Source organism: Agrobacterium sp. LR_9 (assembly GCF_041954855.1).
GTDB lineage: Bacteria > Pseudomonadota > Alphaproteobacteria > Rhizobiales > Rhizobiaceae > Agrobacterium > Agrobacterium leguminum.
The window spans coordinates 66,119-80,510 of the sequence record NZ_JAVAYA010000004.1 but is presented as its reverse complement, the minus strand read 5'-3'; the positions used below and the strand labels follow the sequence as shown (position 1 = coordinate 80,510).

General features: G+C 61.7%; 15 protein-coding genes. 10 read left to right on the top strand and 5 right to left on the bottom strand.

All coding sequences use genetic code 11. The features are described from left to right. Window positions 1-91 precede the first annotated feature (91 nt). The 3 genes from RAC79_RS06745 (at window position 92) to RAC79_RS06735 (ending at window position 2,553) form a co-directional block, all read left to right on the top strand. The gene (locus tag RAC79_RS06745; RefSeq protein ID WP_059753982.1) at window positions 92-850 is read left to right on the top strand and encodes an SDR family oxidoreductase; all 759 of its coding nucleotides are present in this window, start codon (window positions 92-94) and stop codon (window positions 848-850) included. Window positions 851-920: 70 nt separating this feature from the next. Next, window positions 921-1,760, top strand: coding sequence for an AraC family transcriptional regulator (locus tag RAC79_RS06740; RefSeq protein WP_174038904.1), 840 nt, complete (start codon window positions 921-923; stop codon window positions 1,758-1,760). A 181-nt stretch (window positions 1,761-1,941) separates the two neighbouring features. Further along, the gene (locus RAC79_RS06735) at window positions 1,942-2,553 is read left to right on the top strand and encodes a LysE family translocator (RefSeq protein ID WP_174038905.1); all 612 of its coding nucleotides are present in this window, start codon (window positions 1,942-1,944) and stop codon (window positions 2,551-2,553) included. 24 nt (window positions 2,554-2,577) lie between these two features. On the opposite strand, the gene RAC79_RS06730 is transcribed toward RAC79_RS06735, so the two are convergent. Further along, window positions 2,578-3,405 carry an aldo/keto reductase gene (locus tag RAC79_RS06730; RefSeq protein ID WP_174038906.1) on the bottom strand — a complete coding sequence of 276 codons (828 nt, stop codon included), beginning with the start codon at window positions 3,403-3,405 and terminating at the stop codon, window positions 2,578-2,580. Between the two features lie 215 nt (window positions 3,406-3,620). Between RAC79_RS06730 and RAC79_RS06725 the strand changes: the two genes are divergently transcribed. Both RAC79_RS06725 and RAC79_RS06720 read left to right on the top strand, forming a co-directional pair. Continuing rightward, window positions 3,621-4,325 carry a YafY family protein gene (locus RAC79_RS06725; protein ID WP_174038907.1) on the top strand — a complete coding sequence of 235 codons (705 nt, stop codon included), beginning with the start codon at window positions 3,621-3,623 and terminating at the stop codon, window positions 4,323-4,325. A 48-nt stretch (window positions 4,326-4,373) separates the two neighbouring features. After that, window positions 4,374-4,742: a VOC family protein gene (locus RAC79_RS06720; RefSeq protein WP_174038908.1), complete on the top strand. Its 369-nt coding sequence runs from the start codon at window positions 4,374-4,376 to the stop codon at window positions 4,740-4,742. A 2-nt stretch (window positions 4,743-4,744) separates the two neighbouring features. Here the strand turns inward: RAC79_RS06720 and tam are convergent, their stop codons facing one another. Then, complete coding sequence (tam, locus tag RAC79_RS06715) at window positions 4,745-5,515, bottom strand: trans-aconitate 2-methyltransferase (protein ID WP_174038909.1); 771 nt, start codon at window positions 5,513-5,515, stop codon at window positions 4,745-4,747. A 338-nt stretch (window positions 5,516-5,853) separates the two neighbouring features. Here tam and RAC79_RS06710 point away from each other — a divergent pair, with 338 nt between their 5' ends. Together RAC79_RS06710 and RAC79_RS06705 are read left to right on the top strand one after the other, a co-directional pair. Further along, window positions 5,854-6,735 carry a branched-chain amino acid aminotransferase gene (locus tag RAC79_RS06710; RefSeq protein ID WP_174038910.1) on the top strand — a complete coding sequence of 294 codons (882 nt, stop codon included), beginning with the start codon at window positions 5,854-5,856 and terminating at the stop codon, window positions 6,733-6,735. A 172-nt stretch (window positions 6,736-6,907) separates the two neighbouring features. Further along, window positions 6,908-9,283: a HAMP domain-containing methyl-accepting chemotaxis protein gene (locus tag RAC79_RS06705; RefSeq protein ID WP_174038911.1), complete on the top strand. Its 2,376-nt coding sequence runs from the start codon at window positions 6,908-6,910 to the stop codon at window positions 9,281-9,283. A gap of 346 nt (window positions 9,284-9,629) precedes the next feature. On the opposite strand, the gene RAC79_RS06700 is transcribed toward RAC79_RS06705, so the two are convergent. Beyond that, window positions 9,630-10,517, bottom strand: a complete 888-nt coding sequence (locus RAC79_RS06700; protein WP_174038912.1) for a LysR family transcriptional regulator — start codon at window positions 10,515-10,517, stop codon at window positions 9,630-9,632. Window positions 10,518-10,613: 96 nt separating this feature from the next. Between RAC79_RS06700 and RAC79_RS06695 the strand changes: the two genes are divergently transcribed. After that, entirely contained in the window at window positions 10,614-11,156 is a 543-nt protein-coding gene (locus tag RAC79_RS06695; protein ID WP_059754120.1) for a GNAT family N-acetyltransferase, read from the top strand. A gap of 4 nt (window positions 11,157-11,160) precedes the next feature. On the opposite strand, the gene RAC79_RS06690 is transcribed toward RAC79_RS06695, so the two are convergent. Next, window positions 11,161-11,523 carry a hypothetical protein gene (locus tag RAC79_RS06690; RefSeq protein WP_078051094.1) on the bottom strand — a complete coding sequence of 121 codons (363 nt, stop codon included), beginning with the start codon at window positions 11,521-11,523 and terminating at the stop codon, window positions 11,161-11,163. A 220-nt stretch (window positions 11,524-11,743) separates the two neighbouring features. On the opposite strand from RAC79_RS06690, the gene RAC79_RS06685 reads away from it, so the two are divergent. Both RAC79_RS06685 and RAC79_RS06680 read left to right on the top strand, forming a co-directional pair. Next, window positions 11,744-12,346 carry a superoxide dismutase gene (locus tag RAC79_RS06685; RefSeq protein ID WP_003522258.1) on the top strand — a complete coding sequence of 201 codons (603 nt, stop codon included), beginning with the start codon at window positions 11,744-11,746 and terminating at the stop codon, window positions 12,344-12,346. 261 nt (window positions 12,347-12,607) lie between these two features. Then, on the top strand, window positions 12,608-13,459 hold the full coding sequence (locus RAC79_RS06680; RefSeq protein ID WP_080856085.1) for a metallophosphoesterase: 852 nt from the start codon (window positions 12,608-12,610) through the stop codon (window positions 13,457-13,459). Window positions 13,460-13,660: 201 nt separating this feature from the next. On the opposite strand, the gene RAC79_RS06675 is transcribed toward RAC79_RS06680, so the two are convergent. Then, on the bottom strand, window positions 13,661-14,362 hold the full coding sequence (locus tag RAC79_RS06675; RefSeq protein WP_374996950.1) for a helix-turn-helix transcriptional regulator: 702 nt from the start codon (window positions 14,360-14,362) through the stop codon (window positions 13,661-13,663). Window positions 14,363-14,392: the final 30 nt, after the last annotated feature.

Here is a 14,392-nt window from a genome sequence, read left to right as displayed (position 1 = left end):
TTCGGGTAAGTATAAATCTTTTGGGTGCCTACTTTCGATTGGAGAGTATAATAGCTAACTTCCTTTCAGCCAACAAGCAAAGGATGTTCCAATGAAAATCGCTGATAACACCATTCTCATCACCGGCGGCGGTTCCGGCATCGGCCGGGCGCTGGCGGAGGCGTTTCACAAGGCCGGCAACCGGGTCATCATTTCCGGCCGCCGCAAGGCCGTGCTCGACGAGGTGACGGCCGCCAACCCCGGCATGGCCTCGATGGTGATGGACGCGACGGACGCCGCAGGCATCCGCGCGTTTGCCGAAGCTCTGGTAAAGGCCCATCCCACCCTCAACGCCGTCATCAACAATGCCGGCATCATGCGGCCGGAAGACATCGCCGCAGCACCGGATTATCTCGACACGGCCGAAGAAACCATCGCCACCAATCTTCTAGCACCCATTCGCCTGACGGCGGCGCTTTTGCCGCATTTCCTCAAGCAACCCGCAGCCACTGTGCTGACGGTTTCTTCCGGCCTCGCTTTTGTGCCCATGGTGTTGACGCCCACCTACAGCGCCACCAAATCGGCCATCCATGCCTATTCGGTCGCGCTGCGCGAGCAGCTGAAGGAAACGCCGGTGGAGGTCATCGAAATCGTGCCGCCCTATGTGCAGACGACGTTGATGGGCGAGGGGCAGGCGAGCGACGAAAGGGCCATGCCGCTCGACGCCTTCATTTCCGAGGTGATGGATATTCTTGAAAATCGCCCGGATGAGAAGGAAGTGGTGGTGGAACGCTGCAAGCCGCTGCGTTTCGCCGCGCAGAACGGCAATTTCGATCAGGTCTTCGCCATGATCAACCATATGCATCCCTAAACGGCCGCATCTGTCTCGACTGGGCATCCTGTGATAGCGTCGCGCTCTAATCTGCGGAGCGCGCGCTGTCATGGCCCAAGGCCGGTTCCTGATGCCGAAAACCATTCTGCCCGGTGTCGTCGCCGTGGCGGCGGATAGCGACCGTTCCTTTCCGCGCCACATGCACGATCAGTTCGGCATCGGTCTCATCGAACGCGGGGCACAGAAATCGCTCTCCGGCCGCGGCATGGTGGAAGCCGGCGCCGGCCATCTCATCACCGTCAATCCGGGCGAGGTGCATGACGGTATTCCGCTCGGGGAGGGCGGCCGCGCCTGGCGGATGCTCTATCTCGACATCGATATCGTCCGCGACGCCATTGCCGATATCGGCGAGACGGATCGCAGCGCGTTCGAATTTGCCTATCCCGTCGATATCAGGCCGCTGGCGAAGCGGTTCAACGCGGTCTTTGCAGCCATGACGGCAAGGGAACGGCCGGGCGAAACCCTTCGTGGCGACGAAACCCTGCTGACGCTTCTGGCGGGCGCGATGGAGAAGGCGGCGAAGCCGGGCGATATCGCCGCACCCGAGAATATAAAGCGGGCGAAAAGCCGCATCGACGACGAGCCCTCCCGGCCGTTCCGCCTTGCCGATCTCGCCGCAGAGGCCGGCATGAGCCAGTTTCGCTTCCTGCGCGCTTTCGCCCGGGCGACCGGGCTTACGCCGCACAGCTATCTTCTCCAGCGGCGCGTCCATGCGGCACGCCATGCACTGGCCAGAGGCACGCCGCCCGCCGAGGCGGCCTTTGCCGCCGGTTTTGCCGACCAGAGCCATCTGAACCGGTTCTTCGTGCGGCAATTCGGGGTTACGCCGGCGGTTTACCGGGCGGCGACAGGTGGCGGATCGTCGCTCTCTTCCGTCATGCCGGACTAGATCCGGCATCCAGCCACGGCGCGTCTGCGCCGTGAAAGGAGTCTTTCGTGGTCAAGGACTTGACCACGCTGGATCCCGGCTCGGGTGACGGTGTGCGGATGTGGCGCTGCAATTTCATCCAAGACACCCGCCCCGCGCACCCTCATGCTCCTGTCCTCCACCCACAGGACACACCCGCACCATGACACCCGAATTCCTCATCACATCCCTCATCGTCGCCGCCTCTCCCGGAACCGGCGTGGTCTACACGCTGGCCGCCGGTCTTTCGCAGGGGGCGAGGGCGAGCGTCATTGCGGCCTTCGGCTGCACGCTTGGCATCGTTCCGCATCTGCTCGCTGCCATCACCGGCCTTGCCGCCATCCTGCACACCAGCGCGCTCGCCTTCGGCATCGTCAAATATCTGGGGGTCGCCTACCTCCTTTACATGGCGTGGAACACGCTGCGGGAGGACGGTGCGCTGAAGATCGACGATACCAGTGAGCCCCGCAAGGCCGCCCGCATCATCGGCGAGGCGATCCTCATCAATCTGCTGAACCCGAAACTGTCGATCTTCTTTTTCGCCTTCCTGCCGCAGTTCATCGCGGCGGATGAGGCTTTGCCGACATGGCGCATGATCGATCTCGGGCTGATCTTCATGGCCATGACGTTTCTGGTGTTTGCGCTTTATGGCTGTTTCGCCGCCTCGGTCCGGCGGCAGGTGGTGTCGCGCCCGGCGGTCCTCGCCTGGCTGAGGCGCAGCTTCGCGACCGCTTTTGTGGCGCTGGGTGCGAAGCTGGCCCTGACCGAGCGATGAGACCAGAGCGGAGGGAAGGCCGCCTCAGTCGTCCCAATCGGGCGCGAGGTGGCCGGGATTGACGATGCGGCCATTCGGCTTTGCAAGCGCGTGGATCGCCCGCATTTCCTCTTCGGTCAGCGCAAAATCGAAAACATCGAAATTCTCCTTGAGGCGGCTTTCGGTCGCCGTCTTGGAAAGCGCCACGATATCCGGCTGCTGCACCGCCCAGCGTAGGGTCACCTGCGCGGCGGTCTTGCCGTGTTTTGCGCCGATATCCTTCAGCACGGGATCGTTCGGCACCTTGCCATCGGCCATCAGATAATAGGCCGTCACCGACATCCCGTGCTTGCGCGCGGCCGAAATCACCTTCGTCTGGTCGAGATAGGGGTGATATTCGATCTGGTTGGTGGCAAGCGGCGTGTCGGAAAGCTTCACCGCCTCTTCGGTCAGCGCAACGTTGAAGTTGGAAATGCCGATATTGCGCGCCTTGCCGGCCTTGCGCACCGCGTTCAACGCGCCCATGCGCTCGGCAAGCGGCACATCGCTCTTCGGCCAGTGCAGCAGCAGCAGATCGACATAGTCGGTCTTCAGCTTCGTAAGGCTTTCATCGACGGAAGCGAGAAAATCGTCGTGGCGGAAGCGATCCACCCAGACCTTGGTGGTGAGAAATATATCATGCCGGGAAATGCCCGATTGCGCGATGACCTCGCCGACCGCGCCTTCGTTCTTGTAAATCTGCGCAGTATCGACATGGCGGAAGCCGAGTTTCAGTGCTTCCGGCAGAATGCACCTGACATCGTCTTCCGGAATGCGGAAGGTGCCGAAACCGAGGGCGGGAATATTCGCGCCATTCGCGCTGACGTCATACATGGGATGTCTCTCCTGTTTGCTGAAAACATGGCCGGCGCGGGATGCCGGGCGGGGAAGCCGTCTTTCATTAACTGGTGTCCGCGCGATCGGTTTCAACAGTTTCGACGCGATCACCATCCACGCCATTGCGGGCGGACAGGCGCGGCGATAACAGTCGGCTGCAGAAGATCATATCGCGGTATGGATTTAAATATACGGATGGAAGGAAATATCGCGTGTCACGCTCACAACGGCTTCTCGATCTGTTGCAGATCCTGCGCTCCCACCGCATGCCGGTCAGCGGCGCGGCCCTTGCCGCGCAAACCGGCGTCAGCCTGCGCACGCTCTACCGCGATATAGCGACGCTTCAGGCGCAGGGCGCGGATATCGAAGGCGAGGCGGGCGTGGGTTATGTGCTGCGCCCCGGTTTCCTGTTGCCGCCGCTGATGTTTTCGCAGCAGGAAATCGAGGCGCTGGTGCTCGGCTCGCGCTGGGTGGCGGGCCGTGCCGATGCGGGATTGGCGGAGGCCGCCCGCGCCGCCGTCGTCAAGATCGGCGCCGTGCTTCCCGATACCCTGCGCGAGGAACTCGATCATTCCACCCTGCTGGTCGGTCCGGGCCAGGGCCCTGCCGCCATCCATGTCGATCTGGCCGCCATTCGCGATACGATCCGTAAGGAAAGCAGGGTCGTCATCACCTATCGCGATGAAAAGGGAGAGGTGACGGAACGGGTGATCTGGCCCTTCGCACTCGCCTTTTTCGATCTGGTGCGGGTGGTGCTGGGCTGGTGCGAGACACGGCAGGACTACCGCAGTTTCCGGGCCGACCGCATCGAAGATTTCCGCCCTCTCGACAGCCGTTATCCGCGCCGACGCCAGGCGCTGCTGAAAGAATGGCGCGAAAGGGAAAAACAGCGGCGGCATCATGCTGACAAAAACTGACAGCAGCAGGGTCTAGACATCGTTCATCCGCAACACAGGAGAACAGCCATGACCCACCCCGATTTCACCATCCTTTACGTCGACAACCCGCCGGCCAGCACCGAATTTTACAAGGCCCTGCTGGGTGCGGAGCCGGTCGAAGTCTCGCCGACATTCTCGCTCTTCGTGCTTCAGAACGGCATGAAGCTCGGCCTCTGGTCGCGGCACACCGTGGAGCCGAAAGCATCCGTTACGGGCGGCGGCGGCGAGCTTGCCTTCCGCGTTGAAAACGATGCGCGGGTGGACGAGATTTTTGCGGATTGGAAGGCGAAGGGCATCGACATGCTGCAGCAGCCGGCGGGCATGGAATTCGGCTACACCTTTACCGCCGCCGACCCCGACAAGCACCGTCTCCGGGTCTATGCTTTCGCGGGCTGAAGCTACTTCTTCACCGCCACCACAAAAAGGCGGGGAAAGCGCAGAAGCAGGCGGCCGTCCGCCATCGGCGGATAGGCCGCCTTGATGCGCCGCGTATAGTCAGTGAGGAAGGCTTCGCGGTTTTCCTCGCCGACGGCGGTGAGATAGGGGCGCAGCCCCGTGCCCTTGACCCATTCGACGATGCTTTCCGCGTCCTTCATCGGATGATTATAGATGGTGTGCCACACATCCACCCGCGCGGATTTTGGCGTCAGCGCATCGAAATAATCCGAAGGCGCGGGCAGGGGTTTGCGGCGCAGCCTGCCAGCTGAGAACGCATCCTTCCAGGAACCGTTCGCTCCGGTCTCCTCCATGGCGCGATGTGTCGGCTCCTGCAGATTGTCGGGCATCTGCACGGCCAGAACGCCGCCGCTTTCCAGCTGGTCCATCAGTTGCGAAAGAACGGTGAGATGATCCGGCACCCATTGGAACACGGCATTGGCGTAAAGCAGGTCTGCCTTCTGCGCCGGCTTCCACTGGGAAAGATCGGCCTTGCCGAAGCGCGTGGTCGGCAGCCGGTCCGCCGCCTTTTCCAGCATGTCGTCATCGCTGTCGATGCCGGTAATGACATTGACGCCGTAACGGTCGGTCAGAAGCTCGGTGGAATTGCCGGGGCCGCAGCCGAGGTCATAGCCGTTCAGCACCCGCTCCAGCGGCACCTGCGCCAGAAGATCCCGTGCGGGACGCGTCCGCTCGTCTTCGAATTTCAGATATTGGTGGGCGGACCATGCCATGATTTTCCTCCTGCAAAATGCCGTCAGATCGCCAGCATCGCATGCGGCAAATCGCGCCGCTATCGTCCGATGCATGAATTATTGTGATGAACATATTCATCAACCTTTTGTTTCACCTCATAAAACGTGCTTGCGGGGCCGTCGCTTTGTTATTTTCCATCAAAATCAGAAATCGCTGCAATTAAAACTTGACCTCGTCCGGGGAGAGGCATTCACTCCGGCCGATTTCCAGCACATGCCCCGTTGAGAGCGCGCACCGCTCTTCATCCGGCAATGCATCAGAACAAAAAAGACGGAGCGTTTTTACCGAACGAAAACGCTCGAGACAGGAGACCATCATGAGCGTCGATACCGCACCCCGATCAACCACCTGGACCTATGTTGACGGTCAATGGCTGCCCGGCAATCCGCCGCTCATCGGCCCGACCTCGCATGCCATGTGGCTGGCCTCCACGGTGTTCGACGGTGCGCGCTGGTTCGATGGCGTGGCGCCCGATCTCGATCTGCACTGCCAGCGCGTCAATCGCTCCGCCGTCAATATGGGCATGAAGCCGACCATGACGGCCGACGAGATCGAGACCCTTGCACTCGAAGGCGTCAAGAAATTCGACGGCAAGATGGCGATCTACATCAAGCCGATGTATTGGGCCGAACACGGCATGCCCGGCAGCGTCGTGGCGCCCGATGCCAGCTCCACCAGGTTTGCGCTTTGCCTTTTCGAAGCGCCGATGGATGCCGGCAAGCCGCTGACGCTCACCGTCTCGCCGCTGCGCCGCCCTTCGCCGGAAACCGCCATGACCGACGCAAAGGCCGGCAGCCTTTATCCCAATAGCGGTCGCGCCATTCTGGAAGCGCGCTCGCGCGGTTTCGACAATGCCCTGATGCGCGACATGAACGGCAATGTCGCCGAATCCGCCTCCGCCAACATCTTCATGGTCAAGGATGGCGTCGTCCTTACCCCGGTTCCGAACCGCACTTTCCTTGCCGGCATCACCCGTTCGCGCGTGATCGGCCTTCTGCGCCAGGCCGGTTTCGACGTGCGGGAAGCGACGCTTTCGGTCGAGGATTTCCGCGAGGCCGATGAAATCTTCTGCTCCGGCAATTATTCCAAGGTTTCGCCCGTCGTGAAGCTCGACGATCGCGAATTGCAGGCAGGCCCCGTCGCCCGCAAGGCGCTCGATCTCTACATGGACTGGGCGCGTCTCGGCGCGGATGTTTAAGGCCGGGTAAAACCCATAGTTTCAAAAGGCCGCGGCGGGCTCACCCCTGCCGCGGCCTTTTGTTTTGAGCCGCATTATTTTCCCATGAAAATTCAGGGGGAATTTAATCCAATTTTAGAGGACCACACGCTAGCTTGCGACATTACCGATCCGGGCTAGTGGGGGCCGTCAAATGTCTTTCAGCATACGCAATATACTTGTGGGATTTTTTCTGCTCGTCGGCATCGCGCTGGCAGGCTTCGTGGGCAACGGCATGTTGCAGTCCGTGCAGCGTGCCCGCAGCTTTTCGGAGGTGGCGCAGCTCGTTTCGCTGGACAGGCTGCTTTTCAACGCCTTGCTGAACTTTCGCAGTGAACGCGGCAACAGCGCCTCGGCGCTGACGGTCGACCCGGCGAAGACGGCCAACACCATCGCCAGCGTGCAGGCGTCGCGCCAGAAGGTGGACGCCGCCATGGGCGCCTTTCTCGAACAGGCCGCCGCGCTCGATCAGGCTGGCCTCAAGGCCCCGCTTGCCCGCGTGAAGGATATCTACACGCAATTCCTGGAGCTGCGCAAAAAGGTTGACGCCAACGTCACCCTGCCGCTCGACCGTCGTGAAAACGGGCTGGACAAGACCGTGCTGGCGCTCGGTCAGGATTTCCTGACGGCGCTCGAAGCCGGCTCGACGGCGGTGGAAGGTGAGGTTCGCTCGCTGGACCAGAGCCTGACCGGCCTCATCCAGTTGCGGTCCTATGGCTGGTCGGCGCGTGCGCTCGGCGGCAGCGCCACCGTTGTCATCAATGCAGTCGTGGCCCAGCAGCGGCCGCTGACCCCGCAGGAAACCCAGCAGCTTGGCAATTTCGATGCCGGCGCGGCCTTTGCCTGGAAAGCCACCGGCGACCTCGTCGCGCATGAATCGACGCCGCAGGCGCTGAAAGATATCTATGCGGTTGCCGACAGGACCTATTTCAAGGGTGATTTCGTCGCGCAGCGCGCAAAGCTGATCGACGATCTGAACAACGGCCGCACGCCTGCCTTCACCATCGATACATGGCGCAATACGGTCACCGCGAACCTCGATACGGTCGCGAAAATCGCCTCCGAAGCGATGGATGTTCTCAACGTCAATGCCGAAAAGGCCAGACAGGACGCCTTTATCGGCGCGATGATCTATCTCGCTGCGTTCATCCTCACACTTGGCGTCTGCATTCTCTGCCTTGCCGTCATCGTCGGCCGCGTCACCCGTCCCATCAGCCGCCTGACAAAGGCGATGATGGAATTGTCCACCGGCAACCTGACCATCGATGTGCCCGGCGCAAAACGCGGCGACGAGATCGGCGAGATGGCCCGCGCCGTGGAAATCTTCCGCGAAGCGGCCATCCGCAACCGGCAGCTTGAGGACGAAGCCATCGGTAACCGCGAGCAGGCCGAGCGTGACCGTATCGAGCTGCAACAGCGCGCCGAGGCCGAGGCCGAAGAGCGTCTCAATCAGGCCACGGGGTCGCTGGCTGGCGGTCTTCGCCGGCTTGCCTCCGGTGATATGGTCTGCGAGATCGCCACGCCGTTTGCGCCGCAATTCGAGACGCTGCGGCACGATTTCAACAGCTCCGTGCATCAGCTGCGCGAAGCGCTCACCAGCGTTGGCCAGTCCGTGCAGACCGTGAACGGCGGCGCCCACGAGGTGTCCTCCGCATCCGACGATCTTTCACGCCGCACCGAACAGCAGGCCGCTTCCCTGGAGGAAACCGCCGCGGCGCTGGAAGAGATCACCGCCAATGTTTCCGCCACCTCCAAACGGGCGAGCGATGCGCGCGACACGGTGCGTGAGGCAAGGACAAAGGCCGATCTTTCCGGCAAGGTGGTGCGCGATGCCGTCGCCGCCATGGAGCGCATCGAACATTCCTCGCGCCAGATCGGCCAGATCATCGGCGTCATCGACGAAATCGCCTTCCAGACCAACCTTCTGGCGCTGAATGCCGGCGTCGAGGCGGCGCGGGCGGGCGATGCGGGCAAGGGCTTCGCCGTCGTCGCACAGGAAGTGCGCGAACTGGCGCAGCGCTCCGCCAATGCCGCCAAGGAAATCAAGCAACTCATCACCGCGTCAGCCGTTGCGGTGGGTGAAGGCGTGAAACTGGTGGCCGATACCGGCGTCGGCCTTTCCGAGATCGAGCAGCTGGTGCTTTCCGTCAACACCCATATGGACGCCATCGCCACGGCGGCGCAGGAGCAGTCGGCAGGCCTTTCCGAGGTCAATACGGCCGTCAACCACATGGATCAGGCCACGCAGCAGAATGCCGCGATGGTGGAGGAAATGAATGCGGCCGGTGCGGGTCTTGCACAGGAATGCACGAACCTTCACGCCCTGCTTGCGCAATTCCAGCTCGGCCAGCAAAGCTCCGCATTGCGGGAAACGGCACGGCATATGCAGCGCGCCGCAAGCCCGGCCCACGCGCCCGCCGCACCGGTTGCACCGGTCGCACCGGTCGCACCGGCGCGGAAGGCTCGCCCCGTTGCTGCACGCGGCAATGCGGCGCTGGCCGTGAAGGGGGATGAGTGGACGGAGTTTTGAGTTTTGCAAGCGTTGCTCGCGTCACCGGATGGCGCGGGCAATGCGGTGACGGAGCATCCGACACACTCAACGTCATCCTCGGGCCTGCCGCCCCAAACCGGACACCAAAGAAAAATAGCGTCGTCAGATAGGAAGGCAAGTCGGGCCAACCGCGCCGACGTCATCCTCGGGCTTGTCCCGAGGATCTGCAACGTATTGATTTTATTCGACGTGTTTAGATCCTCGGGACAGGCCCGAGGATGACGTCGAGAGAATGTTGGCCCTCCACGACTGACCTCAAAAGGGGGCTGCGCACTATTCGCCATCGGAGGCGATGGCTGGCCTGCCCTCGCAGCCGGCACGGGCCTTATCCTTTCCGCACATCCGGCAGCGCGGCTGCAAGCGCCCGCAGCGGCGCGGTCATATGTTTGTCGCGTCGCATCGCCAGCGCGATCCGCCGTTCAAGCGGCGGTTCGAGCGAGCGCCATTCGAGCCCGGATGCGGCACCTTCATGCTCCATCGCCATGTGCGGCACGATGGCAAGGCCAAGGCCCGCACCTGCGAGCTTCTTGATCGCCTCGACGCTGCCCAGTTCCATGGCGGGCTGCACGGTGCGGCCGCTCGCCGAAAACCATTGATCCACCAGCCGGCGCGTATTGCCGCCCTCGTAAAGCAGCAGCGGCCGCGCTGAAAGCGTCTCGGCGTTGAGCGCCGTTGTGTCAGAAACGGAGCCTTGCGGGAAAACCGCGACCAGCTCGTCGAGATGGATATCGCTGATATCGAGGCTGCGGCCGCTGGCGGGCAGGGCCACCACCGCCGCATCGATGGTATTGGCCTCCAGAAGCCGGAGGATATCGTGGGTATTGCCGGTCTGCACGACGATCTCGATGCCGGGCATGGCCTGCCGGATTTTGCCCAGCACCGGCGGCAGCAGATAGATACAGGCGGTGGCGCCGGTGCCGATGCGCAGGCGTCCCGTTACCCCGCTGCGATGCGGCGCAACGGTATCGATGGCATGCGCCACTTCTTCCGCAATCCGCCTTGCATGGATGAGAAAATCGCGCCCCGCCGCCGTCGGCTGCGCGCGCCTGCCGACCCTTTCGATCAGCCGCACGCCGAGCTGTTTTTCAAGCAGCCTTATATGCAGGCTGATGGCCGGCTGCGTCAGCCCCGCCTTGTCGGCGGCGGCGGAAAAACTGCCAAAATCGGCCACATCCATAAAGCTGCGAAGCTGCCGCAGATCGAGGTCCATCATCAAAGAAAACCTTATCGTTTGTATAAGATAGATAATCTTTATTTTGGCTGCGCCGCAATGCACAATGAGGGCGTGAATGATCCGCAGGACAAGAGAATGACCCTTTCCACCGTTTCCAGCCTTACCATCCGCCCTTGCGAAGAGGCGGATATTCCAGCCATCGCCGAAATCTACCGGGACGCCGTGCTGCACGGCCGCGCGAGCTTCGAGATCGATCCGCCGAGCGCGGAGATGATGCTCGAGCGCCGCCGCCTTCTGGTGGAGGGCAATTACCCCTATCTCGTCGCCGAATGCGATGGAAAGATAGCCGGATATGCCTATGCCGGCGCCTATCGCCCGCGCCCGGCCTATGGCGCGGCGGTGGAGAATTCCGTTTATATCGATCCGGGTATGAAGGGCATGGGCATCGGCCGCAAGCTGCTCGATGCGTTGATCGAGGCGGCGACGGCACGCGGCTTCCGGCAGATGATCGCCGTCATCGGCGATTCGGCCAATGCCGCCTCGATCGGCGTGCACCGCGCCGCCGGTTTCGAACATGTCGGCACCTTCAAATCCATCGGCTGGAAACATGGCCAATGGCTGGATACGGTGCTGATGCAGCGTGCGCTGGGCGAGGGCGACACCACACCGCGCTTTTGAACGGTCAGGGCTTGGTGGAGCCGGGTATTTCCACCTTCAGCGTATCGCCGGAAAGCTCGCTGCCCAGCTCCACGGCCTTGGTCTTCTTGTCATAGACGCAGATATGGCTGACGGTCGCATCCGCGCCCCCACTCTTCCCGGCGAGTTTGGCCTTGCCGGTAAGAATTGCGAGGCCGTAATTCTCGCTGCCGACCGGATCGACCACGGCCTTCGCGTCCTCGATCATGTCCTTGGCGCCGGCAAGGCAGGCCGTCTGCACATCCGCCACGAACTCCTTCCAGGCGTCATCCGACGATGCGGCGGCGGGTAGAGTAAGCGACGAGAAGGCCGCAAGGAGGAGGATGGTGCGGGGGATCGGACGGGTCATGGAATTTCCTTCCTGCAATCTCGGCAAAAGCGAACCGATAGGGTGGAAAACGGTACGCCAGGGTTGTGAAACAAATGTGGTGGCGGCCGCGCGGGGAGGAATTTTCTCTTTTGTCGGAACATTTTGATATTTCGCAGGTTGCCCAAACAGAGGTTCGCTCCTATGGTCCGCTCACACGGTTTCTAGGAGCGGTAACCCGCTGCAAAAAGGAGTAAAAACCATGGCCTTCGAACTTCCCGAACTCCCCTACGACTACGACGCGCTTGCACCCTACATGTCGCGCGAGACGCTCGAGTTCCATCACGACAAGCACCACAAGGCATATGTCGACAACGGCAACAAGCTGGCGGCCGAAGCAGGTCTTTCCGACCTGTCGCTCGAAGAAGTCGTGAAGAAGTCCTTTGGCACCAATGCCGGTCTCTTCAACAATGCGGCCCAGCATTACAACCACGTCCATTTCTGGAAGTGGATGAAGAAGGGCGGCGGCGGCAATAAGCTGCCGGGCAAGCTCGAGCAGGCATTCGCCTCCGATCTCGGCGGTTACGACAAGTTCAAGGCCGATTTCATCGCTGCCGGCACCACGCAGTTCGGCTCCGGCTGGGCATGGCTCTCCGTCAAGAACGGCAAGCTTGAAATCTCCAAGACCCCGAACGGCGAAAACCCGCTGGTTCACGGTGCCGATCCCATCCTCGGTGTCGACGTCTGGGAACACTCCTACTACATCGACTACCGCAACCTGCGTCCGAAGTACCTCGAAGCCTTCGTCGATAACCTCATCAACTGGGACTACGTCCTGGAGCGTTACGAAGCCGCCGCCAAGTAAGGCTTGCGGAATGCGTGGTTGCTGATCGAAGCAGCCTCCTCCCGCGCGACGTCATCCTCGGCCTTGTGCCGAGGATCTGCTCCGTCTCTCAAAACGCGACGTGGCAGATGCTCGGGACAGGCCCGAGCATGACGACAGTGGAAATATCCACTTGAGACGCCCGGCTTCAAGCCGGGTGTTTTGCATTTGTGATATGGCGATACGGCCTGTCGGATTGTATTGTCACAAGCCTGTCATCCGCCGGGTTTATCGCGGCGCATCATGACTGAAAAAACCACGCCTCTCTTCTCCTTCGGCATTGTCGCCGATCCCCAATATGCCGATGCCGCTCCCCGTCCGGAAATGGGCCGTTATTACGCCGAGAGCCCGAAAAAGCTCGCAGACGCGGTCGACGCCTTCAACCGCGAGGACCTCGCCTTCGTCGTGACGCTCGGCGATATCATCGATCGCGGCTTCGAAAACTTCGATGCGATCCTTGCCGTTTACGACGGGCTTCGCCACCGCTCGGTGCTGCTGCCGGGCAATCACGATTTTGCTGTCGCCGCCGAGCATTTGCCGGCTATCCACGCCCGCCTCGGCATGTCCGCCCCCTGGCATGATTTTTCCATCGGCGACGTCCGTTTCGTCGTGCTTGACGGCAATGAGGTCAGCCTTTTCGCGCCGCCGCCCGGCGATCCGCGTCGGGCGCTTGCCGCAGATCGGTTGAAGCACCTTGCGGATGCCGGCGCAATCAATGCGCAGGACTGGAACGCCTCGCTCAGCGACGAGCAGTTCGAATGGCTGCGGGCCGTTCTGCAAAGGGCGGATGCGGCAGGCGAAAAAGTGATCGTTCTCTGCCACTATCCTGTCTATCCCGAAAACGCCCACAATATGTGGGACGCGCCTCGCATCCTTGAGCTTCTCGGCTCCCACCCCTCGGTCGTCGCGTGGTTCAATGGCCATAATCACGAGGGCAATTACGGCCTATTGGGCAATACCCACTTCGTGAACTTCAAGGGAATGGTCGATACGCCCGACCAGAACACCTTCGCCATCGCCGATGTCTTTGCCGACCGGATCGTCATTCGCGGTTTCGGGCGCGAGGAGAATCGCCTGCTGGAGTATTTCCTGTAGGAAATAATGCCTTGCTGCGATGCCGGACCTCTCTCGAGGCCCTCATTCCTGTGCTTGTCACAGGAATCCAGCCAGCCCAAGTCCTTGGGCTGAAAAGAGTCCTCTCGCCGCGCAGACGCGCGTCGACTGGATTCCTGTGACAAGCACAGGAATGAGGGCGGAGAGGAGTGCTCCGACACATAACAAGGGCTGCGAACTGCACTAAATTCTGTTTCCCAACTGGTTGCTCTGCCAGCCGCTCATCCACAATTGCCGCAGCTTCTCGCCTTCCAGCTTGAAGAAGCTGCCGGTCGTTTCGCAGCTCAGCACCCGGTCAGAACGGAAATTGCGAATCGCCTGCCGCAATTCGCACCAGACGACGATATTCACCGTCTCCGAATAATAGATCACCGCAATCGGCCGAACCTGCCGCTGCGTTTGCGCGCCGGCTTCATCGCGATAGGTGATCTCCAGCTTCTCCTCGTCGCGCACCGCCCGCCGGACCGTCGCAAGATCGACGCCGGCGGGGGAGGGCGCGATGCTGCCCCAGGCATGCAGGGCATTGGCGGAGAGGGTTTTCGACAGTGGTTCGGGCAGGGAGGCGGCAATCTTGTCGCTGACCTGCATTGCCGCCTGCCGCAACTCGCTATCGCCGGTGCGGGCCACCATGGCGAGCGCCAGCACGATCGCCTCCGTCTCTTCGATGGAAAACATCAGCGGCGGCAGGTTGAAGCCGGGACGCAGGATATAACCGACGCCGCGTTCCCCTTCGATCGGCACGCGCATGGTCTGAAGCGCTGCGATGTCGCGATAAACCGAGCGCACCGTCACTTCCAGCGCCTCGGCAATCGTCTGTGCGGTGACAGGCCTGCGCGCCACCCGCAGGATCTGGATGATCTCGAACAGTCTCGACGCCTTGCGCATTGCCGTTTTCCCGGTGGATTTTCCCACGCA